The 26,070-nt window shown below is 65.0% G+C and carries 23 protein-coding genes and 1 pseudogene; 11 read left to right on the top strand and 13 right to left on the bottom strand.

From position 1 onward, the window contains the following. Positions 1–8: 8 nt before the first annotated feature. The 5 genes from ACSBQT_RS11905 to ACSBQT_RS11885 form a co-directional block, all read right to left on the bottom strand. Positions 9–917, bottom strand: a complete 909-nt coding sequence (locus ACSBQT_RS11905) for a cation diffusion facilitator family transporter (protein WP_435001818.1) — start codon at positions 915–917, stop codon at positions 9–11. Between the two features lie 216 nt (positions 918–1,133). After that, a complete protein-coding gene (locus ACSBQT_RS11900; RefSeq protein ID WP_435001817.1) occupies positions 1,134–2,036 on the bottom strand; it encodes a flotillin domain-containing protein in 903 nt (300 codons plus the stop codon). A gap of 95 nt (positions 2,037–2,131) precedes the next feature. Next, positions 2,132–2,884: an SPFH domain-containing protein gene (locus tag ACSBQT_RS11895; RefSeq protein ID WP_435001816.1), complete on the bottom strand. Its 753-nt coding sequence runs from the start codon at positions 2,882–2,884 to the stop codon at positions 2,132–2,134. Between the two features lie 197 nt (positions 2,885–3,081). Beyond that, on the bottom strand, positions 3,082–3,543 hold the full coding sequence (locus tag ACSBQT_RS11890; RefSeq protein WP_435001815.1) for a DUF3817 domain-containing protein: 462 nt from the start codon (positions 3,541–3,543) through the stop codon (positions 3,082–3,084). Positions 3,544–3,796: 253 nt separating this feature from the next. Further along, positions 3,797–5,920, bottom strand: a complete 2,124-nt coding sequence (locus ACSBQT_RS11885; RefSeq protein WP_435001814.1) for a M28 family peptidase — start codon at positions 5,918–5,920, stop codon at positions 3,797–3,799. A 414-nt stretch (positions 5,921–6,334) separates the two neighbouring features. Here ACSBQT_RS11885 and ACSBQT_RS11880 point away from each other — a divergent pair, with 414 nt between their 5' ends. Then, positions 6,335–7,438: a VIT1/CCC1 transporter family protein gene (locus tag ACSBQT_RS11880; RefSeq protein ID WP_435001813.1), complete on the top strand. Its 1,104-nt coding sequence runs from the start codon at positions 6,335–6,337 to the stop codon at positions 7,436–7,438. Beyond that, the gene (locus ACSBQT_RS11875; protein ID WP_435001812.1) at positions 7,435–8,322 is read left to right on the top strand and encodes an aminotransferase class IV; all 888 of its coding nucleotides are present in this window, start codon (positions 7,435–7,437) and stop codon (positions 8,320–8,322) included. The genes ACSBQT_RS11880 and ACSBQT_RS11875 overlap by 4 nt, the downstream gene beginning before the upstream one ends. Before the next feature lie 107 nt (positions 8,323–8,429). On the opposite strand, the gene ACSBQT_RS11870 is transcribed toward ACSBQT_RS11875, so the two are convergent. Beyond that, complete coding sequence (locus tag ACSBQT_RS11870; protein ID WP_139468999.1) at positions 8,430–8,630, bottom strand: hypothetical protein; 201 nt, start codon at positions 8,628–8,630, stop codon at positions 8,430–8,432. Between the two features lie 247 nt (positions 8,631–8,877). Between ACSBQT_RS11870 and ACSBQT_RS11865 the strand changes: the two genes are divergently transcribed. Further along, positions 8,878–9,177 carry a DUF4235 domain-containing protein gene (locus ACSBQT_RS11865; protein WP_092010107.1) on the top strand — a complete coding sequence of 100 codons (300 nt, stop codon included), beginning with the start codon at positions 8,878–8,880 and terminating at the stop codon, positions 9,175–9,177. A 174-nt stretch (positions 9,178–9,351) separates the two neighbouring features. Here the strand turns inward: ACSBQT_RS11865 and aroD are convergent, their stop codons facing one another. Beyond that, positions 9,352–10,185 carry a type I 3-dehydroquinate dehydratase gene (aroD, locus tag ACSBQT_RS11860; protein ID WP_435001811.1) on the bottom strand — a complete coding sequence of 278 codons (834 nt, stop codon included), beginning with the start codon at positions 10,183–10,185 and terminating at the stop codon, positions 9,352–9,354. A gap of 57 nt (positions 10,186–10,242) precedes the next feature. Between aroD and ACSBQT_RS11855 the strand changes: the two genes are divergently transcribed. The 7 genes and pseudogenes from ACSBQT_RS11855 to ACSBQT_RS11825 form a co-directional block, all read left to right on the top strand. After that, positions 10,243–11,043: an alpha/beta fold hydrolase gene (locus tag ACSBQT_RS11855; protein ID WP_435001866.1), complete on the top strand. Its 801-nt coding sequence runs from the start codon at positions 10,243–10,245 to the stop codon at positions 11,041–11,043. Between the two features lie 351 nt (positions 11,044–11,394). Next, positions 11,395–12,705, top strand: coding sequence for a quaternary amine ABC transporter ATP-binding protein (locus ACSBQT_RS11850; protein WP_435001810.1), 1,311 nt, complete (start codon positions 11,395–11,397; stop codon positions 12,703–12,705). Beyond that, positions 12,705–13,604, top strand: coding sequence for an ABC transporter permease (locus ACSBQT_RS11845; RefSeq protein ID WP_181271519.1), 900 nt, complete (start codon positions 12,705–12,707; stop codon positions 13,602–13,604). The genes ACSBQT_RS11850 and ACSBQT_RS11845 overlap by 1 nt, the downstream gene beginning before the upstream one ends. A 53-nt stretch (positions 13,605–13,657) precedes the next feature. After that, entirely contained in the window at positions 13,658–14,563 is a 906-nt protein-coding gene (locus ACSBQT_RS11840) for a glycine betaine ABC transporter substrate-binding protein (protein WP_410709097.1), read from the top strand. Positions 14,564–14,768: 205 nt separating this feature from the next. Next, positions 14,769–15,356: a methylated-DNA--[protein]-cysteine S-methyltransferase gene (locus ACSBQT_RS11835; protein ID WP_410709098.1), complete on the top strand. Its 588-nt coding sequence runs from the start codon at positions 14,769–14,771 to the stop codon at positions 15,354–15,356. 303 nt (positions 15,357–15,659) lie between these two features. Next, a complete protein-coding gene (locus tag ACSBQT_RS11830; protein ID WP_435001809.1) occupies positions 15,660–15,803 on the top strand; it encodes a hypothetical protein in 144 nt (47 codons plus the stop codon). An 18-nt stretch (positions 15,804–15,821) separates the two neighbouring features. Next, positions 15,822–16,562 (top strand): annotated as a pseudogene (locus ACSBQT_RS11825) (glycine betaine ABC transporter substrate-binding protein); the annotation flags it as partial. A 153-nt stretch (positions 16,563–16,715) separates the two neighbouring features. Here the strand turns inward: ACSBQT_RS11825 and ACSBQT_RS11820 are convergent. The 4 genes from ACSBQT_RS11820 to ACSBQT_RS11805 all read right to left on the bottom strand — a co-directional run bounded on the left by ACSBQT_RS11820 (position 16,716) and on the right by ACSBQT_RS11805 (position 20,345). After that, positions 16,716–18,047 (bottom strand): Dyp-type peroxidase, encoded by a 1,332-nt coding sequence (locus ACSBQT_RS11820; protein WP_435001808.1) that lies wholly within the window; start codon positions 18,045–18,047, stop codon positions 16,716–16,718. Next, positions 18,016–18,609: a copper chaperone PCu(A)C gene (locus tag ACSBQT_RS11815; protein ID WP_435001807.1), complete on the bottom strand. Its 594-nt coding sequence runs from the start codon at positions 18,607–18,609 to the stop codon at positions 18,016–18,018. The genes ACSBQT_RS11820 and ACSBQT_RS11815 overlap by 32 nt, the downstream gene beginning before the upstream one ends. A 379-nt stretch (positions 18,610–18,988) precedes the next feature. Continuing rightward, complete coding sequence (locus ACSBQT_RS11810) at positions 18,989–19,684, bottom strand: hypothetical protein (RefSeq protein ID WP_435001806.1); 696 nt, start codon at positions 19,682–19,684, stop codon at positions 18,989–18,991. 67 nt (positions 19,685–19,751) lie between these two features. After that, entirely contained in the window at positions 19,752–20,345 is a 594-nt protein-coding gene (locus ACSBQT_RS11805; RefSeq protein ID WP_435001805.1) for a hypothetical protein, read from the bottom strand. A gap of 229 nt (positions 20,346–20,574) precedes the next feature. Between ACSBQT_RS11805 and ACSBQT_RS11800 the strand changes: the two genes are divergently transcribed. After that, positions 20,575–22,284 (top strand): DUF222 domain-containing protein, encoded by a 1,710-nt coding sequence (locus ACSBQT_RS11800; RefSeq protein ID WP_435001804.1) that lies wholly within the window; start codon positions 20,575–20,577, stop codon positions 22,282–22,284. An 82-nt stretch (positions 22,285–22,366) separates the two neighbouring features. On the opposite strand, the gene ACSBQT_RS11795 is transcribed toward ACSBQT_RS11800, so the two are convergent. Both ACSBQT_RS11795 and ACSBQT_RS11790 read right to left on the bottom strand, forming a co-directional pair. Then, the gene (locus ACSBQT_RS11795) at positions 22,367–23,608 is read right to left on the bottom strand and encodes an N-acetylglucosamine-6-phosphate deacetylase (RefSeq protein WP_435001803.1); all 1,242 of its coding nucleotides are present in this window, start codon (positions 23,606–23,608) and stop codon (positions 22,367–22,369) included. Positions 23,609–23,849: 241 nt separating this feature from the next. Then, on the bottom strand, positions 23,850–25,865 hold the full coding sequence (locus tag ACSBQT_RS11790; protein WP_435001802.1) for a S9 family peptidase: 2,016 nt from the start codon (positions 25,863–25,865) through the stop codon (positions 23,850–23,852). Positions 25,866–26,070 lie beyond the last annotated feature (205 nt).

Here is a 26,070-nt window from a genome sequence, read left to right as displayed (position 1 = left end):
GGGCCGCCTCAGTCGTGGGTGTGAGTCTCCTCGGCGGCGTCCTTCGCCCGGTCGAACTGGAACGTCGAGTGTTCGATCGCGATCTTGTGGTGCTCTGTCAGGCATTCCTGCAGAGCCTTGAGGATGCGCGGAGCATGCCCGTCATAGAAGCATTCATCCGCGAGAACGACATGAGCGGTGAGCACCGGCAGATTCGAGTCGATGCGCGTGATGTGGAGGTCGTGGACTTCCTGCACATGCTCGACCGCTTCGAGATGCTCGCGGACCTTGTCGAGGTCGAGCTCCTTCGGTGCCTCTTCGAGCAGGATCGATCCGGTCTCGCGCAGGATGGCGAACGCTCTGGGAACGATGAGCGCCGCGATGACCAGAGCAGCCACCGCATCGGCGCGCTCCCAACCGAAGAGCCAGATCGCCAGAGCGGCGAAGACCACGGCCACCGAGCCGAGTGCATCGGCGATGACCTCGAGGAATGCGGCCTTGAGGTTGAGGGAGTCTTCCTTCGAGGAGCTGAGGATGACGATGGAGACGAGGTTGCCGACGAGGCCGATGGCACCGAAGAGCAGCAGGCCCGGGCCGGGCACCTCCGGCGGGACGAAGAATCTCCGGATGCCTTCGATGAGGCTGTAGACGCCGAGCCCCAGCAGCAGAGTCGCCTGGGCGCCGGCCGCGAGTACTTCCGCCCGGCGGAACCCCCAGGTCTTCTGTCCGCCCGTCGGTTTGCTGATCAAGCTCGCCGCGAAGAGCGCGATGCCGATGCCGATGAGATCGACGGCGTTGTGGCCGGTGTCGATGAGCAGCGCAAGACTGCCCGTGACCACCGAACCGATGAGCTGAAACACGAAGATCGTCGCGACGATGCCGAAGACGATCCGCAGCTGCCGCCGCGAACCTGAACCATGCGCATGATCGTGAGCCATTGATACCTCCTCGACTCAACACATTAACATATGCACATTTGTTTATGCATCCGATGTGCCGGAAGGAAGAGCCGGAGCACACCGGACCCCGCCCGCAGGGCACATCGTCGCTCGGTCAGTCGGCACCGCGGCACGCTCCACGCAAGAAGCGGCCGCCGAGGATGTCCTCGGCGGCCGCTGCTGCGTGATGTGGGCGCCCCTCATCCGGGGCGGCTGTCAGCTCTGGGTGCCCTTGCTGTCGTCGTCCTGATCGTCGCCGGGCTCATCGCTGTCGGGGATGTCTGCCGCATCCGTCCTGGACGTGCTCGCACCGCTCTCGTCGAGGCGGCGCTTCGCCTCGTCGATATAGGCCTGCACGTCGAAGCCGGTGGCCTTCTTCACCTCGTCGCCGATCCGGTCGAGGTCGACCCCGCTGTCATCGAGGAAGGCCTTCGGATCGAATCCCGTGCCTGTCGATCGCGACCTGGCAGACGCATCGTCAGCGACGACTCCGTCGACGACCTCGCTCGAGGAGCGGCCCGTCCCGGACGAACCACCTGGCGTGTTCCTGCCGGGCTCGCCAGAACCGCCGTTTCCACCGGGTTCGCCCGAACCATCACCACTCGAGCCGGCTCCACCGGAGCGCTTCGCCTTGGCCACGAGGTCGGTGAGGTCGACACCGGTCGTTCCGCGCACGACCTCGAGGACCTGCGAGAGGTTGTTCGACACGGAGTTCGCGAGCTTCGACTCGCCGTCGGTGGACACGATCGAGAGGTCCTTGATGTTCGCATACGGCGCCACCAGCTCCCCGGCGACCGAGGGCAGCACCTCGAGCACCTTCGACAGCACGGCCGCTTCGTTGAACTGCTTGTAGGCCTCGGCCTGTGCACGCAGCGCCTCGGCTTCGGCCTCACCGCGGGCACGAATCGCATCGGCCTCGGCTTCACCTTCGAGGCGGATCGCCTCGGCGTCCTTCGACCGACGGTGGAGCTCGGCGGCGGCCTCGGCCCGGCCCTGCGCCTCGATCTCATATGCGCGGGCATCGGCCGCGGCTTGCTGCCGGTAGCGTTCAGCGTCGGCAGGTCTGCGCACTTCGGCGTCGAGCTGTTCGGCGCGCAGCTCCGCGGCCTCCTTCGCCACGATCCGGTCTTTCTCCAGCAGCTTCTGCTTCTCGGCTGCTGCGGCCAGCGGGCCGGCGTTGTCTGCCGTGGCCTGTCGCTGATCGGCCTCTTCCTTCAGCGCGGCCCTGCGCAGCGCGCCAACTGCTGCTGTTGTTCGGCGATCGCCTGATCGGTGAGCGCCTGCTGCTTCTGGGTCTCTTCGTTCTGCTGCGCCTGCTCGACGGCCGAAGCACGGCCGGCGTTCGCCTCGGCGATGGCGGCGTTCTTCGCTACTTCGGCGGCCTGCGGACGACCCCAGTCGCGCAGGTAGCTGCCTTCGTCCTCGACGGCCGAGATCTGGAACGTGTCGATGATGAGGCCCTGGTTGTTCATCGAGTGCGCGGACTCTTCCTGCACCTGCGCGGCGAAGGAAGCGCGGTCCTGGATGATCTGCTCGACGGTGAGGGTGCCGACCACGGCGCGCAGGGTGCCGGAGAGGATCTCCTTCGAGTAGTGGTCGATCTGGTCCTGCTGGTCGAGGAAGCGCTGTGCGGCCTTGCGCACATCATCCTCGGTGCCGCCGACCTTGACCTGGGCGACGCCGCGCAGACGCAGGGCGATGCCGTTGATGGAGATGCCGTCGATCTCGACGGAGATCTGCCGCGAGGACAGCGACAGGATGAACGCCTTCTGCACGATCGGATAGACGACCGAGCGACCCCCGATGACGATGCGACCGGTTCCCGAAGCGCCCGAGGCGTTCCGACCGGTGATGATGAGCGCCTCGGACGGTGAGGCGATCTTGTAGGAGCGCAGGATCACGAACAGCGCGATCAGGATGATGATCACGAGGACGCCGATTCCTCCGGCGCCGAAGAGCAGGTCCATCAGTGGGCCTTTCATCGCAGTGGGATGTGCCGACCGACCGATCGCCGGCCGGCCCCTTTCATCCTAGGCCAGCCCACCGGCACGCAACAGGGTGGAAACCCTTGCGCTCAAAGGCAGAATCTCGCCGAGGCGGCCCACCCTGACCGTCAACCGTGCGGTGGAAGCCTTCCTTCACACCACCGATGCAGTGATCAAGTTCACTTGCCCCATTCCCATGGCGGTCCGGCGATGAGCAGACCCGAGAAGACGAGGATGACGAAGATGACTCCGATGCCGATGGCCGCCCACGGGAAGCGGATGCACCACGAGGTGAGCTTCTCGAACCAGGTCTGCGGGGTGCGGCCGTTGCGACCCAGACCCCAGTCGCCTTCGAGGGATCCGGTCTTCTCCACTGAACGTTCGAAGGGAATCGTGGCGTAGGGAATGATCGCCGATCCCAGTCCCGTGGCGATGCGGCGTTTGCTCCACTGCTGCGAGGTGCCGACGCCGATGACGGCGATGACGAAGCAGATGAACATGAAGCCGTGAATGCCTCCGCCGATCCGCACCCCCACCTCGGTGGTGTGGGTGACGTACTTGAGGAACATGCCGATCAGCAGCAGAGTCCAGGTCACGGTCTCGGCGATGGCGAAGAAGGTGAAGAAGCGTTTGGGAGTCACAGAAGACCATTGTCCCTTGACGGGTTGGGCGTCAGCTGAAGACCGCCGCCGACTGAGCGGAATCGTCTCAGTCCGGAGTTCCACCAAGTCGGAGTCCACTCCCCCGGTCCAGTCAGGTCACGGACACAACTGCGCGGGCCGGTGGCCTCCTCGGTCACCGGCCCGCGCAGTTCGTGCCCCTCACCGAGACGGCGCGTCATCGTCGATCAGATCTCGACGAAGCTCCGCCTCGGTGACGGTGTGATTCCTCTGCTCAGCCGCGGCGCCGGCGCGAACCCAGCGTCATCGCCAGACCGAGCGCGATGAGCGCTCCGGCCGACAGGATCAGCGGCAGGGCTTCGTTGCCGGTGCGCGGCAGGTCTCCTCCGCCGCCACCGTTGCCGCCGTCACCGGCTCCGGGTCCGTCACCCTCGGCGACAACTTCGAAGGATCCGGTCAGCGGGTCTCCGCCTTCGCAGTCGACGGTGACATCGTAGGTTCCGATGTAGCTGTCGACCATCGATGCATCGAGTCCGCGGACTCCGAATCGAGCGGTGCCGTCGTCTCCGACCTCGGCTGTCTGTTCGAACTTCTCGATCTTCCCGTTGTTCGGGGTCACCGTCATCGTCGCCGTGGTGTCGGCGGTGCAGCCGGTGGCCGCGACCTGGACGCCCTTCTCACTGACGAAGTCCGGCGCCTCGATCGTCTTCGGGTCGATGCTCAGAGCTCGCTCATCAGGAGCCTCGGTCGGCGTCTCCGTGGGCGGATCAGTGGGATCCGTGGGCGGAGTCGTCGGATCGGTCGGAGGATCCGTCGGCGCGTCGGTGAGGTCATAGGCCAGCGTGTGGACGGCGAAGCCGATGGCGGGAGCGAAGATGTCGATGGACTCCTTGCTCACGTTCTCGATCGTGTCCGTGGCCTGGTGGTAGTTCGTGTCGTGCTTCGCACCGACGGTGCCGCCGAACATCTCGGCTTCCTCGGCGGTCTTCGTGCCGTCGGCGCCGGAGAACAGACCGCTGGCCGGAATGCCGTTGTCGATGAACGCCTGGTAGTCCGAGCGCCCGGAGAAGTCGGTGCCGACGTTGGGCTGGTCGATGTCGGCAAAGTAGTCGGTGAAGACCTTCTCGAGCTCGGCCGAGCCTTCGGGGACGTTGACGCCGTCGGGGATCGGCACATCGGAGCCGTCGGAGTCGAGCGTGCCGACGATGTAGTTGTCAGAGCCGATCATGTCGAAGTTCATGTACGACTTGACCTTGCTCAGCTCAGCATCGTCGAGGCTTGCGACGTACTCCGTCGACCCGACGAGTCCGACCTCTTCTGCGCCCCACCAGCCGAAGCGGATGGCGTTGTCGACCTCGGTCGGCTGTTCGGCGAGCGCTTCGGCCGAAGCAAGGAGTGCCGCAGATCCGGAGCCGTTGTCGTTGGCGCCCGGGCCTTCTTCGACGCCGTCGAGGTGGGCACCGAACATCTGGACGTTGTCATGGTCGCCGGCCTTGGTCTCGGCGATGACGTTCCACGTCTCCTTCGTGGTGAATTCGGTCTCGAGCGTGAAGTCGGCGGTCAGGGCCGCGGCGTCCTGTGCCTCTGCCTGACCTCCTTCGGCCTCATCGGCTTCGTCGGCACCTTGCCCGAGTCCTGCCTCGGCGTCCGTCTGACTGCCGGTCTCTGCGCCGGCCTCCGCGCCTGCGTCTTCGACCTTCTTCAGGAGGTCGGAGCCGACGTTGTAGGTGACCGTCACGGTCGGCGCACTGCCCTCCATGCGTTCGCCGAGAGTGGCGTTGAGCTCCTCGTCGGGGTTCTCTTTGTCATTGTTGTAGATGATGACGGCGGCGGCACCGGCTTCGGTGGCGGCCTTGGTCTTGTCGCCGAAGGCGCATTCGCCGCGGGACACGAGCACGAGGGCGCCCTCGGCGCTGTCATCGAAGTCGCTCGCCTGGCAGCCGAGCTGTCCGCCGGCAAGGTCGCTGTTGTCGTCATCGACCGGCAACACGACGGGCAGATCGGTCAAAGGCTCGGTCGTACCCTCGGTGTATTCGGCGGTCGTGACCTTGACCTCTTCTCCGTTGACCTTGACGTCGACGGTGCCGAAGTCCTGGCTCTCGACGTCGAAGGCCTGACGCTTCACGTCGAACGCTCCGGTCGCCTCGAGGGTGGATTCGACGTATTCCACGGCTTCTTCGTAGCCGGGCGTGCCCAGCGCACGGAATCCTTCATCCGCGTGCGAGGTGGAGATATCGGAGATCTTCTGCAGATGCTCCATCACGGCGTCCCCGTTGACGCCCATATCGGTGTGTTCAGTCGGTCCCGCGGTGCCCGCCGCCAGTGTCGGGCTCACCCCGCCGAGGACCAGTCCGGCCGTGGCGGTGACCGCCAGCCAGCTCTTCGTGCGCAACTTCATGGAGTTCCTTTCGCTCCTTTGTCTGTGTCCAGAGGAATCGCACATGACGGCGCACCGGAAGCGACCGCCACGGCATGACTGCTCGTCCATACCGGTGTCGGCCTCTTTACAGCTGCGCTTGCGGGGAAGCTCGATTCTGACGCTTCGCTATGACTCGTCATTGGTAACGAATCACATGCTTCTATAACGAAACGGTGACACAACTCACATTGGTCATTAATCTAACGCACCACAGCCGGCTTTAAGGTTACGAATTGATAACAACCGGTCACTGATTGGTTTCGCATGCGCGGACTGCCTGCGGTCCGCATGCGGATTCTCTGCGGTCGCCGCGTCCGCACCGACGGTCGCTCCCACCGCTCTCCCCCACCCCACCCCGTGCCGCAACCACACCACCGGATTAGACTTGGACCAGTGACGACCCATGACTCCGCAGGAGGGACTCCGCCCGCCTCCCCCGACAGACGGACCATTCGCCGCTGGCAGCGCTACCTCGCCAACGAACGGCTCGAGGAACGGGTGTATCGCAACCTCGCCGAACGCCGTAAGGGCGAGGACCGTGAGATCCTGCTCAGCCTCGCCGCAGCGGAATCCCGGCATCAGGAGCATTGGATCTCCCTCCTCGGCGAACACGCCCAGAAGCGCCGTTCCGCCGATCTCGTCACCCGCTGCCTGGCGTTCCTCGGTCGCATGTTCGGCTCCGTGTTCGTCCTCGCCCTTGCTCAACAATCCGAGACGAGTTCGCCGTATGACGAGGAAGAAGCCGCCTCGGCGGAGATGGCCGCCGACGAACGCATCCACGCCGAGGTGGTCCGTGCCCTGGCCGCCCGTTCCCGCGCCCGCCTGTCGGGGAACTTCCGTGCCGCCGTCTTCGGCGCCAACGACGGCTTGGTCTCGAACCTCGCCCTCGTCCTCGGCGTCGGCGCGGCAGGAGTCTCGAACACCGTCATCCTGCTCACCGGCGTCTCCGGACTGCTCGCCGGAGCCCTGTCGATGGGAGCCGGCGAGTACATCTCGGTGCGCTCCCAGCGCGAACTCCTCGACGCCTCCACCCCCGACCCCGAATCCCGGCACGCTCTGGCCGATCTCAACATCGACGCCAACGAGCTCGCCCTCGTCTTCCGCGCCCGCGGAATGGAAGCCCGGGAGGCCGAGGCACGCGCCAACCGCACGATCGCGGCGGCGAAGAACAAACAGGCACCGAGGCTGCCGAACCTCGACTCCGAGGTCGACCGCGACGAACTGGGCACCGGCCTCGGCGCCGCCCTGTCGAGCTTCTGCTTCTTCTCCTCCGGCGCGCTCATCCCGATCCTGCCCTATATCTTCGGCATGTCCGGGCTGCCCGCCGTGTTCCTGTCCGCCGGCCTCGTCGGCATCGCGCTGCTGTTCACCGGCGGCATCGTCGGCCTGCTCTCCGGCAAATCGCCCGGCCCCCGCGCCCTGCGCCAACTCGGCATCGGCTTCGGCGCCGCCGCCGTGACCTACGCCCTCGGCCTGCTCTTCGGAGGTACCGCATGACCGATCCGCTCATCCTCGTCGACCCCACCACCGGCACGTTCGAGCTCACCGATCTGCGTGCCGCCCAGCTACCCGTCACTGATCTCTCCGCTCATCGCGGGGACGGCATCTTCGAAACCGTGCTGGTGAGCATGGGTGCGCACGGTGCCACCGTGGTGTCGCGGGAACGGCACTTCACCCGGTTCCGCGCGTCCGCCTCGGCGCTGGATCTGCCCGATCCCGACCAAGGGCTGTGGGATCGGGTCATCGATTCCCTCATCGCCGAGGTGGCCGCCGCCGATCCGGCAAATGCCGAGTTCGGGATCCGCTACGCGCTCTCCCGCGGGGAGCAGGACGCGAACGGAGAGTACCGAGGCCGCGGGTGGGCCTTTCCCGTGCCCGTGGACGACCACATCCGTACAGCTCGGGAGCAAGGTGTCACCGCCGTCAGCCTCGATCGCGGCTTCGACGCCTATATCGGCAGCAAGGCTCCGTGGCTGCTCATCGGCGCGAAGACTCTGTCGTATGCGGTCAATCAGGCCGCCGGCCGCTATGCCGCGTCCAATGACGCCGATGAGGCGCTGTTCGTCTCCCATGACGGAATCGTGCTCGAAGGACCGACCGCGAATCTCATCATCCGCCGAGGCGACCGCCTCCTCACGCCGAATCCGGAGGCGGGTCTGCTGTCGGGAACGACTCAGCGCCTGATCTTCGATCATGCGGAGGATCTGGGCCTGCGTGCCGAATATGCCGACCTGAGCCTCGACGACGTCAAGGCGGCGGATGGGGCTTGGTACGTCTCGTCGATGCGCACGGCGGTCGCGCTGCGCGAACTCGACGGGAACGCGATCTCAGTCGATCAGACTTTGACTGACAGGTTCCAGGAGATCATTCGCGGTCGGTGAGGCCGTGGGAGCCGCCGGCTCCGAGTGAGCGGCAGGCGCCTTCGGGGATGCGCTGCCCCGGGGTGGCCGGACTCTGGGCGCCTTCGGGGATGCGCTGCCCCGAGCCCTCAGGCTCGGGGCAGAGCGTCGGCGGGTTTCGCCGAGGGGAGAGTGAAGGCGAGAACGAGCCCGAGGATGCAGGCGGCGCAGCTGATCAGCCACACCGGCCAGAAGACGCCGGACATTCCCGGCAGCAGCGCAAGCAGGAATCCGAGGGCGCCACAGACGAACAGTCCGGTGACGACGCGCGTCTTCCACTTCCTCAGCATCGTGTGCCTTTCTCTTCACGTTTCGACCCAGACCTTCCCTTGCCCGATCGAAGCGTGCTCTCACGCTATCTCCCCCGGTCTGCCCGGCACATCCCCCAAAAGTATGAAATGAGCGAACTTTCTCGACCTCGTTCAATCTCGGGTGGCCTCGCGCGCATCGTCCTGCGTTAGTGTTGACTTCGACGGAATAGGTTCCCGCGGCTCGTGAGAGTGGTGGGACTCAATGTTCAAAGGAAAGGACACGAGCATGGGAAAGCTCGCTTGGCAGATCATCGGCGTGGGAGCGCCTATCGCAGCTGCATTCGTCGCTCGCAAGACCCTGACCTTCGCGTGGGAGAAGTCGACGAAGCGCCCGGCGCCGTCGAACCCCGTCGATGACGAGATCTCGATGTCCGAGGCCCTGGCCTGGACGATCGTCTCCGGTGTAGGTGTGGCCGTGGCTCAGCTCGTGGTTCAGCGCATCGCCGCGAACACCGTGCGCAACAACTTCGGCGATGAGGCCCTGCCGAAGAAGTTCCGCAAGCAGATCGAAGAGGTCACTGACTGATCTTCGGCTGACCTTCTGCTGCTTCTGCAGCAGAGAAGCGGCCCGCGAAGCTCATGCTTCGCGGGCCGTCTGCTTCCCGACGTAATCTGCCGGTTGAGCCCGGCCCGCCAGCAAACGCGAGTCAGAAATTCATACGCCCTGATCAAGATCACTGCGTATGAACTTTGAGGCCGCTCATCCACACCTAGGTCCGACGCGGTCGAGGATCTCGGCGAGGACCGATGCCTCGATCTGCCCCGGCGCCGAAGCCTGACCGATCTGCGCGAATGTGGCGCAGCTGCCGAAGTCGGCGCCCATGATCCTGCTCGTCCGCCCCAAGCAACCCATCGAGATTCCAAGCACGGGAACCGGCAGCGAGGCATCCGCCGCGGCAGTCGCCTCCAGGAGACGCAGAACATCGGCCGGTGCCTGCGGCATCATCGCCACCTTGGCCACATGCGCTCCGGCCTCGCTCATCGCAGCGAACGTCTTCAGCAGGCGCTCGGCAGAGTCCGTGGACTCGAAATTGTGGTGTGAGGCGACGACGGGCACGCCCGCTTCCCGCGCCGAGGCGATGAGGGAGCCCGACTCGGCCCGATCGATCTCGACGTCAATGGCCACGGGAACGCCTGAGTCCACATTGCCGGCTACCCCGGCGATGAGTTCCCGCACCACCTCGGCGTAATCATCCTCCGTGATCTCCACCTGCCCGCCCTCGAAACAGGTGCGGACGGTCAGGAGGATCGGCAGCTCCGCTGTGAGTGCACTCGGAAGCAGACGAAGGGCCGCCTCGGCGAGGCTGTGCGCACTCCTGTGCACGCCACCTTGCGCGGAACCGGAGGCGACTACGAGCAGCGGATCGATGCGCCATTCGACGGCGTCGACGATTCCGGTCGCAGCGGCCGCGGCGCATTCGGCGGCGAGCTCATCGGCATCGATCGCCTGTGTCGGCACGATGACGGCAGGTCGCCCAGGATTGCGCACCACGGGCGATCCTGCGGCAGGATTGAGGAACGGCAATGATTTCATTTCTCAAGCGTAGGCGGTGACCAGGCGCGCGCGGGCAGGAGGACACGGGTGGAGACGATGCAGGTGGACAGGATCAGCGCGCGCGATGGATTCCCCCTCGAGATCCAGGTCAGCGGGCCGGAGGACGCTCCTGCCCTGCTCCTCCTGCAAGGTCAGTCGAACTCGCACGAGTGGTGGGATGACCTGCGCGGGGACTTCGAAGCGGACTTCCGCACGATCACGTTCGACTATCGCGGAACGGGCGGCAGCCGGGGTGAGCTCGGGGAGCTGTCGACGGCGAGCTTCGCCGATGATGCCGCGGACGTGCTCGACCACCTCGGCGTGGATCGGGCCGCGGTCTACGGCACGTCCATGGGTGGGCGCATCACACAGATGCTGGCACTCAACCATCCGGAGCGGGTGAGCGCTCTCGTCCTCGGGTGCACCTCTCCCGGCGGGACGCATGCCGTCAAGCGTCCGCGTGAAGTCGGCCAGGCACTGGCGAGGCTGCGCGGTGATGAGCATACCCAGTACCTCTTCGACCTCTTCTACACCCCCGAATGGACGGTATCGGCGAAGTACAGCAAGATGCTCGGCGACGACACGATGACGGCCGCCGAATCATCTGCCCATCTGCGCGTGAGCGCCAACCACAATGCCTGGGACCGGCTGCCCGAGATCTCCGCCCCGACGCTGATCATGCACGGCGATGCCGATCGGATGAACCCGGTGGAGAATGCCCGGATCCTCCACGAGCGCATCCCCGGATCTCAGCTGCGCATTCTGCCGGAAGGCCGACACGGATTCTTCGAAGAATTCGCCGAGGTGGTCACTCCGGCCGTCATCCGCTTCCTCACGGAATCGCTGCAGAAATCCTGAAGGCAAGAATCCTGAAGGCAAGGCCGCCTACCGCATCAAAATCCCGTAACCGGTAGCAAACCCATTAGCGGCATACCTACATGCTTCAATCGATGATTATAACAATCAAGTAACGCACGACTGTGTGTTTTCCCAGGTCAGAGCAGCAGTCAAGGGTGACGCGCCGGATACTCGGGGCAAAATCTCTGCCGAAAACCCTGAACAAAACTACAATGGTGGATCAGATATCCGTGTGCGGTGAGGCGCGTGCGCAATTGAGCTATTCGGATCTGATCTGCGAGCACCGAACCGTGCAAACGGGGGTGAAGCCTCTCGTTCTTGCGGACTGCCAAGAATGCAAGGAGGAAGCACGTGAGCGTTGTCAAAGCGTCACACGTCTACAAGGTTTTCGGAAAGCGCGAAAACGAAGTCGTCAAACGACTCGAAGAGGGCGCTGACCGTGATGATCTGACGAAGCTCGGAACGGCCGCCGTCATCGACGCGAGCTTCGAAGTCGAGGCCGGCGAGATCTTCGTCGTCATGGGCCTGTCGGGCTCGGGCAAGTCGACCCTGATCCGCACTCTCAACGGACTCTGGGCACCCACCGCCGGATCCGTCGAGGTGCTGGGCACCGACATCGCGAAGATCGACTCGGCCGCACTGCGCAAAGTCCGCAGCGAACACATCTCGATGGTGTTCCAGCACTTCGCGCTGCTCCCGCACCGCACCGTCCGCGACAATGCCGCCTATGCGCTCGAGATCCGCGGAGTCGCGAAGGCGGAGCGAGACAAGGCCGCCGACCGCTGGCTCAAGGCCGTCGGCCTCGAAGGCTGGGGCGACAAGTTCCCCGAACAGCTCTCCGGCGGTATGCAGCAGCGCGTCGGCCTGGCCCGTGCGCTGGCGGCCGAGACCGACATCCTCCTCATGGACGAAGCCTTCTCCGCCCTCGACCCGCTGATCCGGCGCGAGATGCAGGAACAGCTCGTCGAGCTGCAGCGGGAGCTGAAGAAGACCATCATCTTCATCACCCACGACCTCAATGAGGCGATGTTCCTCGGTGACCGGATCGCGGTCATGCGCAACGGACGCATCGTCCAGGTCGGCACCCCGGAGGACATCCTCACCGACCCGGCCAACGACTACGTGGCACAGTTCGTCCATGACGTCGACCGGGCCCGCGTGCTGACTGCCAACAACGTCATGGAGAAGGCACGGCAGACCGTGAGCAATCAGAACGGCCCCCGGGTCGCGCTGCGCACCATGCGCGAGAACAGCGTCTCGGGCGTGTACGTCACGGACAGGAACCGGAAGTTCCTCGGCCTCGTCAGCGACCGCGACTGCATCGAACACATCCGAACCGGTGCCACGACTCTCGACGAGATCATCAAGCCGGTCGCCCACCCCGCCTCTCCGGACGACCTGCTCATCGATCTCTTCCTCCCGACCGCAGAGATGCCCCTGCCGGTGCCCGTCACCGACGCGGACGGCGAACTCGTCGGCGTCGTCCCCCGAGCGACCCTACTCGCTGCGCTCGGCACACAGAACGGCAACGACGAGGCCTCGACGGAAGCCGCTGTCGAAGACTGGCCCGAGCCGGTCGACACCGGAATCATCGACCAGGTACTCGCCGAAGGTGATGATGCCGTCGCACCGCAGGCCACCGGTGAAAGGAGTGAGCGCTGATGGAGAACATCAGAATTCCGATCGGAGCCTGGGTCGACACCGTCTTCGACTGGCTCAAGGACAACGTCGCGTGGTTCTTCGACGCCGTCACCTGGCTGTTCAACTTCCTCATCGAAGTCCTCACCGACGTGCTCGTCGACCTCCACCCGCTCGTCATCATCATTCTGCTGGCGCTCATCGGCTGGATCTTCCGCTCGTGGCAGATGGCCGTGGGCACGCTCATCACTCTGTTCTTCATCATGACGATGGACCAATGGGTGGCCGCGATGCAGACCCTGGCGCTGATCATCATCGCCGCTGTCATCGCCATCATCATCGCCGTCCCGGTCGGCATTCTGGCCGCGCGCAGCAACAGAGCCTCGGCGGTCATCAAACCGATCCTCGACTTCATGCAGACGATGCCGGCATTCGTCTACCTCATCCCGGCGGTCACCTTCTTCGGCATCGGCGTCGTTCCCGGCCTCGTGGCAACGGTGATCTTCGCTCTGCCCCCGGGTGTGCGGTTCACCGAACTCGGCATCCGCGGGGTCGACTCGGAGACGGTCGAAGCCGGACAGTCCTTCGGTGCGACTCCCGGCCAGATCCTCCGCGGAGTCCAGCTGCCCTTGGCCACGCCGACGATCATGGCCGGCATCAACCAGGTCATCATGCTCGCACTGGCGATGGCCGTCATCGCCGGCATGGTCGGCGCCGACGGACTCGGAAAGAACGTCGTCGAAGCGATCGCCACCCAGAACCTGCCGCTCGGCGTCGAAGCCGGACTCGGCGTGGTGATCATCGCGGTCTACCTCGATCGCGTCACCGCAGCCCTGGGCAACGCGAAGGACTACCCGCACTCGCTCGTCGCGGGGATGCGTCGTCGCAGCGCGAAGAACAAGGCGGCTGCAGCAGCGGCCTGAGTCGATGAACCACACAGTCTGATTAGTCGATCACTAGAGAAAAGGAACACACAATGAAAAGAAGATTCCTCACCCCGATCGTCGCTGCAGTCGCAGCCCTCGGCCTTGCCCTGACCGGTTGCTCGCAGGAAGCGGCGAAGGACGACGGCGGAGGCGGCGACAAGGGCGACATCAAACTCGGCTACGTCACCGGCTGGACCGACGGCCAGAGCATCTCGCTCCTGCTCGAAGATCAGCTGGAGAAGATGGGCTACAACGTCGAGACCCAGACCTTCAACGACGCGGCCGTCCTCTACGCCGGTGTCGCTAACGGCGATATCGACATGTATCCGTCCTCGTGGCCCGAGGTCACGCACAAGCAGTACATCGACGAATACGGTGACGACCTCGAAGACCTCGGCGCCTACTACGACAACGCCGTCCTCACGATCGCCGTCCCGAAGTACATGAAGGACATCAACTCGATCGAGGACCTCAAGGGCAAGGGCAAGGACTTCGGCGGCGAGATCATCGGAATCGAGCCCGGAGCCGGTCTGACGAAGGCCACCAAGGCGATGATTCCCGAATACGGTCTCGACGACGAATACGAGCTCGTCACCTCGTCGACCGCTGCCATGCTCACGGAGCTCGGCAATGCGACCGACGCGGAGAAGGACATCGTCGTCACCCTGTGGCGTCCGTTCTGGGCCAACAACGAGTACCCGGTCAAGGACCTCGAGGACCCGAAGGGCGCGATGGGAGACCCCGAGAAGCTCCACTTCACCGCGACCAAGGGCTTCGGCGAAGAGTTCTCCGACGCTGCTGACTACGTCGGGAAGATCAAGATGGATGACAAGCAGTACGGAGACCTCGAGGACCTGGTCGTCAACAAGTACAAGGATGATGGCAAAAAGGCCATCGCCGAGTGGCTGAAGGCCAACCCCGATGCCTACGAAGGTGAACTGCCTGACGAGGAGTGATTCTGTCGCGCCGCGGCAGCAGCTTCGCTTACGGACGACACCGTCGGCTCAGCTGCGGACTTCCCCAATGCCCGGTGTGCGGTCATGAATATGCTGTGCCCTCCCGACTCGGACGAGTCGGGAGGGCACAGCTGTATGAGTAGACTCGACTGAGAATCGCCGTTGACACCGTTATCGGTGCGCGGGCCCGAACGGAGGACATCCCATGGCAACCGCTTCGGGAACCGTCGACACCTTCGTCGGACCCCTCACCGTGACGAGCGACGGCCGGTCCATCGTCCGACTCGAATGGCGCAGATCCGCCGAGGCGAGCGACGCCGCCGATCCGATCCCCGCTGGGGCGGCCGAAAGGTCGGACCCGATCCTCACCGAGGCGACCGCCGACGTTTCCATCCCCGCCGAGGTGGCCGCCGGCTCGGACCCGATCCTCGCCGAGGCGGTCGCCCAGGTGCGTGCGTACTTCGACGGCCGCCTCGGCGAATTCGACCTGCCCGTGGACTTCGGTCAGGTCTCGGACGTCGCGAGGACAGTTTTGACGGCCTTGGCCGAAGAAGTCCCCGCGGGGACCACAGTCACCTACGGACAGCTCGCCGAGGCGAGCGGAACCGGGATCCCGGCCCGTGCCGTCGGCGGGATCATGGGACTCAATCCGATCCCGATCATCGTCCCCTGCCATCGTGTTGTCGCAGGTAGCGGACTCGGCGGGTATTCGGGCGGGCTGCCCGGTCACGAGCTCGAGACCAAGCGGCGCCTCCTCGAGTTCGAAGACGCCCTGCCGCAGCCGCTGTTCTGACATTCTGCAGTTCGCGCTGTCATTCCGCAGTTCGCGCGTGCATTCTCCAAATCGCGCTGACATTACACAGGTCGCGTGCATTCCGCCGATCGCGCCGGCCTGCAGTCGTGCGGATTCGGGACACAGTCCGCTCGGATACGTTCGTTGAACCGGTGGAAGTTGAGTGAATACTGTGATTACATAGCCATACCAGATTTTGTGATCACAAAAGCTCCTGCGTTCACACGTTCCTGCTCGGACGACGGAGACTGCCAGAGACGGCAGCACCTCCTCGTTCGGGCAGCCACCACGAAGAGGAAACCGATGAAGTCACGCACAATCACCACCGCAGTCGCCGCCTGCGCAGCCCTGGGCCTCGCCCTGACCGGGTGTTCCCAGGAAGCCGGCAAGGACTCCGGCTCCGGCGGCGACAAGGGCACGATCAAGATCGGCTACATCTCTTCGTAGTCCGACAGCCGCAGCACCGCGTTCCTGCTCGAGGACCAGCTCGAGAAGCTCGGATACGAGCCAGAGCTGGAGACGATCTCCGGGGCTGCGATCCTCTGTGCGGGAGTGGCGAACGGCGACATCGACATCTACCCCTCCGCCTGGCCGGAGAAGACCCACAAGCAGTACATGGATGAGTACGGCGACAAGATCGAGGACATCAGCACCTACTACGACGAGGCGCAGAACACGATCGTCGTGCCCGACTATGTCGACATCGATTCGATGGATGAGCTCAAAGACAATGCCGACGAGTTCGACGGCAAGATCGTCGGCATCGAACCCGGAGCCGGTCTCACCAAGGTGACGAAGGATTCGATGATGCCTGCCTACGACCTGGAGAAGGACTTCGAGCTCGTCACCTCCTCGACCCCGGCCATGCTCACCGAGCTGGGCAATGCCATCGATGCGAAGGAAGACATCGTCGTCACCCTGTGGCGTCCGTTCTGGGCGAACAACGCCTTCGTCGTCAAGGAGCTCAAGGATCCGCAGAACGCCATGGGCGATCCGGAGAAGATGCACTTCCTCGGCACCGACGGCTTCAGCGAGGACAACCCCGAGGCTGCCGAGCTCATCAAGGGGATCAAGCTCGACGACAAGACGTACGGAGAGCTTGAGGACCTCATCGTCAACGAGTACGAAGAAGGTCAGGAAGGCGACGCCGTCGACCAGTGGATCAAGGACAATCCGAAGGCCTTCGACTCCGAGATCACCGACTGAGTCACTGCTCTCATCGGGCAGAACCGAGTCCTGACGCACCGCAGTGAGCACGGACATTGCGCGGCCGCCGTTCCCGCTTCTGCGGGTCCGGCGGCCGCTCGTTTTCAGTGAGGACGCGGCCGTGCCTGCCTGTCCGGCGGCCGCGCCGCTTCCTCACCCGTCGAACAGCTCCTGCCCGACGTACCCGTCTTCGGTCGCTCCGGGCGGGATCGCCCACACGGTCGACCCGATCGGGGTCGTCCATTCGTTGAGCAGGTCCACCTCGGCGAGGCGGCGATGGATCGGCAGGAACTGCCGTTCGATATCGGCCTGGAAGGACGCGAACAGCAGCCCCGAATCCCCGCCCGCACCGGTCTCGTAGTTGAACGTGCGCCGGTGGATCTGCACCTCCGGACCCAGTCCGTCGCGGGCTCGGGCGATATGCGCGACCTGTGAGATCTTCGTCAGTCCGCGCTGATCGACCGCGGTGAAGTCCGGGACGTCGAACTCGTCCTCACCCGACAGCGGTGCCCCGGTGCCCATGGTCCGCCCGACCGAGAACTCCCGTGCCGGCCGGTCGGCCTGATCCCAGGTGTCGAGGTTCATCGCGATATCGCGCAGAACCAGCGTCGTTCCCCCACGCATCCATACCGGCAGATGCGCTCCGAGGTCGGCCGGCGGCTCCCCGCGAGCGGAGAACACCGGGTTCGCGGTCTTCGTGCCCTGTCCCCAGATGATCCGCGCGAAGTCCTCGGATCCGGGTCCCGGATTCGCCGTGCCATCGAGCTGACCGAAGAGATTCCGCTGGGTCTTCCCCTCCCCCGTGCTGCCGTAGGCACGTCGGAATCCGTCCCGCTGCCAGGCCACCTCGGCGAACGAGCGCGAATCCTTGAACAGCATGCGCCGAGCATGTGCCAAGGTCAGCGGGTCGTCGCCGCAGAACTGCAGGAGCAGGTCGCCCTTGCATCGGTCCTCATCGAGGCGATCGATCGAGAACGCCTCCAAGGGCTTGAGCCAGTCCGGAACATGCTCCTTTCCGGCCAGGGCAACCAGCCTGGCTCCGAATCCGAAAGTCACTGTCAGCCGGGCAGGGTCGACGGCGAGTTCGGATTCGGAGTCGGCCAAGGGCGCCCGCCCCTGCGTCAGCGCAGCCGCATCCGCGGTGAGGAGCCGCAGCCAGCGCACCGCCTCCGCGGCCTTGGTTCCGGGCTTGAGCGTGAATGCGATGAAGTGCCCATAGGCCTGTGGTGGGGTTTCGACCCCGGATTGATGAGTGCCGTAGAACGGCACGGTCTGCGGCCCATTCGCGCCATCCAGATCTCGCCGAGGCGGCCCGCCGTCACCAACGCTCGTGCCCTGTGATCCGGGACCGCGGCCGAGCGCGAATCCGGCCGTGGCACCGACGACGCCTGCACCGCCGGCCGCGGCCGCCGAGGTCAGGAGACCTCGGCGGCTGAAGCCGGGGCGACCGGACTCAGTGGTCACCGTGGTCGCCGTGGTCGTCACTGGAGCCTTCGGCTTCACCGGGCGCGTAGTCTTCCTGAGCTCCGGAGTACTCCTTGGCCACGGCTGTGACCTCGACGGTCTCGTCGTCGGCGGTGACGAGGTCGAGCTTGATCTGCTCGCCCGGCTTGATCGCCTTCTTCAGCCCCATGATCATGATGTGATCGCCTCCGGGCTCGAAGCGGAGGCTCTCTCCCGCCGGGATGGTGAAGCCGCCCTTCTTCTCCTGCATGGACATTCCGCCCGAGCCGTCGCCTTCGGTTTCGTGGAGTTGGACCATCTCCGCGTCCGCGTATTTCGCCTCGACGAGGTTGATGTCGGCGTCGGTGTTGTTCTTCAGCTCCCCGAAGACTGCGGTCATTCCGTCGTCGGCGGCCTTGACCCAAGCGCCGTCGAAGCTGAGCGCTTCGGCGTCGACTGCGCTTTCCGAGGATTCCGCCGAGGCGGAGCCGCTGCCGTCGGTCTGTTCCGAACCGGCGGCCCTGCGGTCGTCTTGGCCGCAGCCGGCCAGGCCGATGGCGACGGCGATGGGCAGGGCAAGGGCCAGGGTGATGTTCTTTCGCATGATGTCTGCACTTTCGTCATTCAGGTGCAGTCGAGAGCACGTGTCGGCGCGCCGCGGTCGCCTACTGGCGCGGGCAGTCCCGCGTGTCCTCTGTCGTCAGACGACGAGGATCTTCGGTCGCAGAGTCTCTGCTGCTCGAAGCTGCGGGCGCTCAGCCACACCGCGTTCGTATGCCTGCGCGCAGCTCGTGCGAGTGCAAGCGTGCAGGGCACGTGCTGGCTGGGATGCCGGAGCACGTGTCTTCTGCGCGCAGCGGTGTGCGCGGACGTGTTCGACTGTCACCGAGGGGCGGCCCGCCGCTGTCTGGGCGGTCACCCGAAGATGGATGGTCACCCGGGAAACCAGGTGTGGGTCGGCGCTGCAAACGCCGATTGGGATGTCAGCCGAACGCGGGAGGGCCGCGGCGGTAGTTCGGGCCGACCACCGCCGATGTGACCGGCTGCGGCACCCGGAACGAAGCGCAGAGCTTGCAGAACGGTTCGTCGGCCAGGACTCCGGCCGCCTCGGCGAGGGCTCGCAGTGCGCCGATCACCGGGCCCAGGGCCAGCTGCAGAATGCTGAGGACGATGTCCTCACCGCGCTTGAGGATCACGGCGGTGACGAGGACGGCGACGACGTGTGCGATGACCATCCCCACCGAGGTGGCCCCGTGGCTCGCATGTCCGAGAGCGGATGCGGCAGGACCGAGGTCAAGGGAGCCGGAGGCTGGGACGATGTGTCCGGCGTGGGCGTGGAGGGCCGCCTCGGCGGAGGTGGATCCGGTACCAGCGGCCCCGGCCTGCCCGCTTCCGGATTGAGCGGTTCCCGCGTGGGTCCCCGCATGGGCGAAGGTGTGTGCGGACCAGCTCATCGTCAGGTGCATGAGCACCTGTCCGAGGCCGAGCAGACCGGCCAGAGTCAGGTAGCCCAGACGCCTGCCGGCGACGATCATCGCCGCCCAGAGAACGAGAACGAAGACGACCACAATGCCCGGAATCGAGACGCCGCCACCGGCACCGAGGTGCATGAGCAGGGCCAGGAGGGTCGTGAAGAGGGCGGCGGCGAGCGCACGCACGGACTTCGTCCATCCGGTCATGGGCCCTCCTCTCAGCTCGCTCCCACATTCTACTCAATGTAGAACAATTTCGGGAAGGCGGCAGAGCCTACATCCGCAGCCAGGTATCGGCGGTCTTCTTGACCATGGCACCGGCATCAGCGGCAACATCGCCCCAGGCGACGAGGTTGCCATCGGGGTCAGTGGTGGAGTCGGAGAGGACGACGACGTCGAAGTTGCACACAAGACCCGCCATCGCCGAGGCGTAGACGGCTCCGGGGGTGCCCGCCGAGGAGGCGTTGGCATCGGCATCGCCTCCCGCCTGGGCGGCGGGGTCAGTGGTGACTTGGCCCGCTCCGGCCCCGGGCACGCCCGTGGTGGCGTCGGCGCCGGGCACGGCCGCGGTGGCGTCGGCTCCGGCGATGATGATCCGGTCGACGGAGAGGTCATGCAGACCTGCGGCCAGATCGTCGACGCCTTCGAACACATCCGGACTCTTGGACCGGAGCACAAGATCCTCTTCATCAGGGACGAAGATGCTCAGCTCCCCGTCGGGAGTGTCGGCGAGGTCGGCCTTCGTCGACGCGAAGATGAGCACACCGCCCACAGCGCGGGTGCGGGTGACGATATCGCCGAGGGTCTCCATGGCGTCATCGCTGGGGTAGCTGGCGTCGTCGGTGTCAATGAGGAGCAGGGCATCCATACTCCAATCGTGCCACGACCGACTGACACATTCGAAGCCGGTTCACCTCAGCTGCAGCCGACACCGCCCCTGACCTGCACTGATTCAACGAGGCTTGTCGATATTCTCGAACTGTGACGAACATCAGAATTATGTTCGAAACTTTTTTCGAGCATCTATAGCGTTCCACACATTATGAGCGTACACTGGATTCCAACAACAACGATGTTGGTGAACGGAATTCATCCCCATGACCCTCACTCCCGAACGCAGCTCCGATCATTCCGATCGGAACGCCGACAACTCCCCGCAGACCAGCGGTCACCCGCTGCTCGCCGACAAGGAGTGGGCAGATCTCAGCCGCTTCGCGCCCGAGGTCACCTCGTCGATCACTCAGCTGATGAGCCTCAAAGACGAGCTGCGCGCGTTCGATCGCCCCATGGGACCAGATCAGGCCATCATGCTCGCCGATGGGGTCGAGGCGATCACACGCATCAACGATGCATTGTCGACGCTCGCACTCTCCGTCTGCGAACGCGTCGGAACCCCCAGCGATTTCGGCGCCAAGTCGACGAAGTCGCTCATCGAGAATCGATTCAACCTCACCGGCGCGGAGGCGAACCGTCGGACCGATATGGCCAAGAACCTCGGCGGACGCGTCGACATGGCCGGACAGGCTCTGCCGCCTCTCTACCCAGTCGTCGCAGATGCCCTCCATGCCGGCACGATCTCCGCCGCCCAGGCGTCTGTCATCGAAGACTGCATGCGCAAGCTGCCCACGTGGGTCAGTCAGGCGGTCCGCACCGACGTCGAGACGCGCTTGGTCGACAACGCACCCAAGGTCCGTCTCAAGGATCTGCGCGAGATCTTCGGCAAGCTCATGGGCTATATCGACCCGGACGGCGCAGAACCGAATGACTCGGCCGACCGCTCTGCGTACAACATGTCCATGCGTTCCAAGGCCAACGGCGACTGGGAGCTGCGTGGACTGCTCGACCCCGTCACCGGCGGCACTCTCAACGGACTTCTGACCTCACGAATCCAGTCTGCGGGAGAAGACGACAAGGCCGGTGCCGATAACGCTGGTGCCGAATCAACAGCCGCAGACGGGGCCGATGGAGCGATAGGCGCATTCGGTTCCGCGACCGCGGGCAATCCCGCCACTGCGACCGCTGCTTCTGAGAGAACGAACTCGCCGCTTCCTGACAAAGAGCTGCTGGAGATCGTCGATGCGGTGCTCTCCGGTGACCGGTATGACGCGAAGCGAGTTCCGGAACCCGATCTCAACGCAGTCCGCACGACCCGGACTCCGGCCGACGTCCCCGGCGTCGGTGTTCGTGAGGACGGCGGTTTCGTCGACGTCAGCGCTGAACAGCCCTCGGCGCGCGAATGGATCTACGAACGATTCGCCGGCCTCGTCACGACGATCGACAAGCAGCGGACGACTGCAGGAGCGCCTTATGCTCTCGTCATCAACGCCATCGCCGAAGATCTGGCCAACGGCACGGGACACGGCACCACGGGCGCCGACAATCCCATTCCCATCACGGAACTGATGAGAAACGGCCTCAACGGCTCGCTGTTCTTCCACCTCATGAGCGACAAGGCCAAGACAATGCAGGTGGCCACAGAACAGCGCTTCGCCAATCGCAAACAGCTGGCAGTGATCACCGCCCGTGACCGAGGTTGCACCTTCCCTGGCTGCGATGCCCCTCCCGGTTGGTGCGACGCCAACCATGTGTGGCCGTGGGCACTCGGCGGCAAGACCGAGATCAACAATCTCGCGCTGCTCTGCAGCTATCACCACCACCTGCTCGACCGCACCGATTGGGACACGGTGATGCTCTTCGACGGGCGACCGGCCTACATACCGCCCGCCGCAAAGGACCCGGCTCGTAAGCCGATCCTCCACGCCCGCTTCATCGCGGACGACATCGTCGACTCCCTGTTCGACAAATAGCCTCCCCCGCTTTCAGGGGACAACTGTGCCCACTTTCCAAGTTCAGCCGGATTCAACTCGGTTCTGCCATGTTCGGCTGGGTTCAGTCCCCCAACGAAGAGGCCCGGATGCTCATGTCCTCATCGAGCAGCAGGAGGTCAGCCGACATTCCGGGAGCCAACAGGCTGCCCGCACCGGCGGCACCGGCGGTACCGCCCGTCGCATGCAGAGAATCGCCCGACTCCGGCATTCCGCCCCCCGCACGCAATGGAACGAACCCTGCGGACTGCACAGCGTCGAACGGACTGAGTCCCACCTCGGCGACTGCCCGCTTCACAGCCTCGTCCATCGTCAACGTGGACCCCGCGATGGCGCCCTGAGTGCCATCCGCGGTGACCAGGCGCGCTACCGAAGCCTTGACTTCGACGGGGAGCGAACCGAGGTGATAGCTCCCATCATGCAGGCCGGTCGCCGCCATGGCGTCAGTGATGAGAGCAAGGCGCCCGGGCGCGAGTTCGTGGAGCATACGCGCGACCGGGGCGACGACGTGGACGCCGTCATTGATGAGTTCGACGGTGACGTGCTCGGCCTCGGCCGCGGCGAGGACCGGTCCCGGAGCACGGTGATGGATTCCGGGCATCGCATTGAACGCGTGGGTGAGGATGCTCGCCCCCATTTCGAAGGCCTGCGCGGCCAGCGCATAATCGGCAGCCGTGTGACCGACGGCCACGCGCACCCCTGCCGCAGAGAACCGACCGATCGCATCGAGAGCACCGGGAAGCTCGGGAGCGATCGTGATCTGCGAAAGAGTTCCATCGGCCGCCTCGAGGATCGCTTCGACCGCCTCCGGAGTCGGCGATGTGAGCACTTCGGGCGCATGCGCACCTTTGAAATCCGGGGACAGGAACGGGCCTTCGGCGTGCAGGCCCATGACCATGGCTCGCTCACTGACGAGTCCGGCGCCCGCGCGCAGGGACTCACACAGCCCCTCGATCGTGTCGGAGACGTAGGACAGAGCGAGCCTGCCGGTGCCATGGGCCCGGTGTACGTCGAGGATCGCATCGATCCCCTCGCTCCCGTCCTCGGCGCTCGCACCGCCCGCACCGTGACAGTGGATATCGACGAAAGCGGGAGCCACGTATCCGCCGGCGGCGTCGATGACATCAACTCTCGCCGAGGCGGCCCTGTCCTTCCAGCCGTCCCCGCGGCCCCGTGCCGTGACCGTTCCATCGGCGATCGCGATCCACGTGTCAGCGGTCTCCTCGGAGAACGTCGCCCGATCGCCGTCGAGGATGCGCGCATTGTGGATGACCGCCTCGGCGGGGATCTGTTCGGTCTGTGTCATCAGGGTCCTTCCATCGCTCTGCGAACGCCTCATTCAGGGTACGGAATCGGTTGGTGAATTTCCCCTTCAGAAGGGTCACGTCTAACAGGGTGTCGATCGGTGAGCAGTCCACGTGCGGGGTCTCGACAAATCGGCTGTCGGCTCACCGCAGGGCGCGGACGAGCCAGCTACCGCCCCAGCGCGGGGCCGGACGAACCGACTGCTGCCCCCACCTCAGGAAACCGACGAACCAACTGTCGGCTCACCCCAGGGTGCGGACTCGATTCGCGTCGATGCCGAGCACATGCGTATCGAGGAACGCGAGCACGGTGCGGTACCAGACCTCGGCGTTCCCGCGGCCGAGGATCCAATGCCCCTCGTCGGGGAAGTAGAGGAACCGATGCTGAGTGTCGCCATCGGCATCGAGCGGAGTCTTCGCCCGAGTGAGCAGATCCAACCACAGCTCCTGACCCTGACCGATCGGCACCCGGTAGTCCTTGTCGCCGTGGATGACGAGCATCGGCACTTCGATGTCATCGGCGAACAGGTGCGGCGAATACTCCGCCGACTGCTCCCGCATCGCCTGATCCCACGACGAATTGTCCGTCGTCCGTCCCATCGACGTGGTGTTCCACAGCGAGGCGTGGGTGACGATGCACTTGAACGCGTTGCCGGTGTGCCCGGCCACCCAGTTGGCCATGTACCCGCCGTAGGACCCGCCGGCCAGGGCGACGCGTTCGGAATCGATGTCCGCCCTCTCCCCTGCGACCTCGGTCAGCGCCATGATGTCTGTGAAGGGAGTGCCGCCGAGCTGCTGCTGACCGCGGTCGATCATCGCCTGCCCGTAGCCGGTGGAGATCGCCGGATCCGGCAGCAGCACCGCATAGCCGGCAGCTGCGAAGGGACCTGGGTTCCACCGGTAGGTCCAGGCATTCCACGATCCCCACGGTCCTCCGTGGGCGAAGACGACGAGCGGGTGCGGCCCCTCCCCCTCCGGCAGCACCAGCCACGCACGGATCGGCGTGCCATCCTCGGCACGGACCTCCACCTCGGTGAGGGTGCCTTCTTCCTCGAGCACCGTCGCCGGGTTCGCGAGCTCGCTGATGACCCCGGTTCCGAGGTCGACGGAGATCGGCAGCGGCGCGACATCGATCGCCGAGGCGGTCGCCACGACCGTGTCCTCGCGCAGAGCCAGCCCCGAGAACGAATACTTCTGATCGACTCCCCCGACCAGCCGCCGAGGCTGAGCATCCTTGATGTCACCGATGAAGATGCTGCCGCGACCGTGATCATCCGCGGTGGCCACGATGGTCGAACCGTCCACCCAGATCGGGGAGAACCAGAAATCACCATCCGGCCACACCGGATTCAGTTCCGCCGTCTCGAGATCGAGGACCATGAGTTCGGCCGCGAGGCTGGTCTGCGGAGTCCAGTTCTGTACGCGAGTGACCAGTGCTTTCGTCCCGTCGGGGCTGATGGCCTCGATGTCGAAGCTGTGATCGGCAGCCGGTTTCGTCAGACGGTGCAGTTCGGGTTCCCCGTCGAGGTCCACGCGCCAGATCTCACTGGCCTCGAGCTGCCCGGGGATCGGCTTCTCAAGCTGGACGAGGACGAAGCGGGCTTCGTCGTCGATGGCCCAATCGACCAAACGGCCGGACGGCAGAGACAGGTAGCGGAAGTCTAAGCCCGACGGGGCACTCAGCTCGTCACTGACTTCGGGAAAGTCGGTGGCCGCCTCATCGAGGGTGGCCACGGCCAGGGTCTGCCGGCCCGGCCCCAGATCATGATCCCAACGACGGACGGGGAAACCGGTGTGGAGGATTCCGCTGACCTTCGCGTCGCTGCGTTCGGAGCTGAATTCCTGATGGTCGTTTTCGTCGGCGGCCCACGTATGGACGGGGAACTCGACGATGATGGTCTCGCCCTTGACCTCGATGCGGGAGAAACCGCCCTCGTGATCGGCAAGCTTGCGGGCCTCACCGTTGTCCGGCAGCGCCCACAGGCTCGGAGATTCGGCATCCTTGCCGTCCTCGCCCTTGCGCTTGGAGGCGAAGACGATCGTGCCGTTCTCACTCAGCGCGGCCGGTCCCACGGACTGACCGCCGCGAGTGATGCGTCGGGGCGTCTCCCCGCTGATATCGGCGAGGTGGCTGAGGGAGGAATTCCCCTCGGAATTGAGAAACGAGTACTGGGCGATGACGCGGCCGCTCTGATTCGTCAAGAGGCCTTGCAGGCGGCGGGCGTCGAGGAGTCGGGTCACTGCGTCGTGGGTCGTCATCTTCCCATCCTAGATCCCCACGTTCGTTCCGGGGTGAAATCCAGAGAAACCTCAGATCGCCGAGGCGGTCGACCGCTATGATGACCGGTCGAAGTCACCGAGGCGGTCGGCCGCTGTGATGACCGACCCGGGTCACCGAGGCGGTCGACCGGATCGCGGGCGCATTTCCTTCGCGGGCGCCTGATCGCCACGTCGTTCGGCGCTC

This window comes from Brevibacterium sp. H602 (genome assembly GCF_051172395.1).
Classification (GTDB): domain Bacteria; phylum Actinomycetota; class Actinomycetes; order Actinomycetales; family Brevibacteriaceae; genus Brevibacterium.
This window is presented reverse-complemented; position numbering and strand designations above follow the sequence as displayed.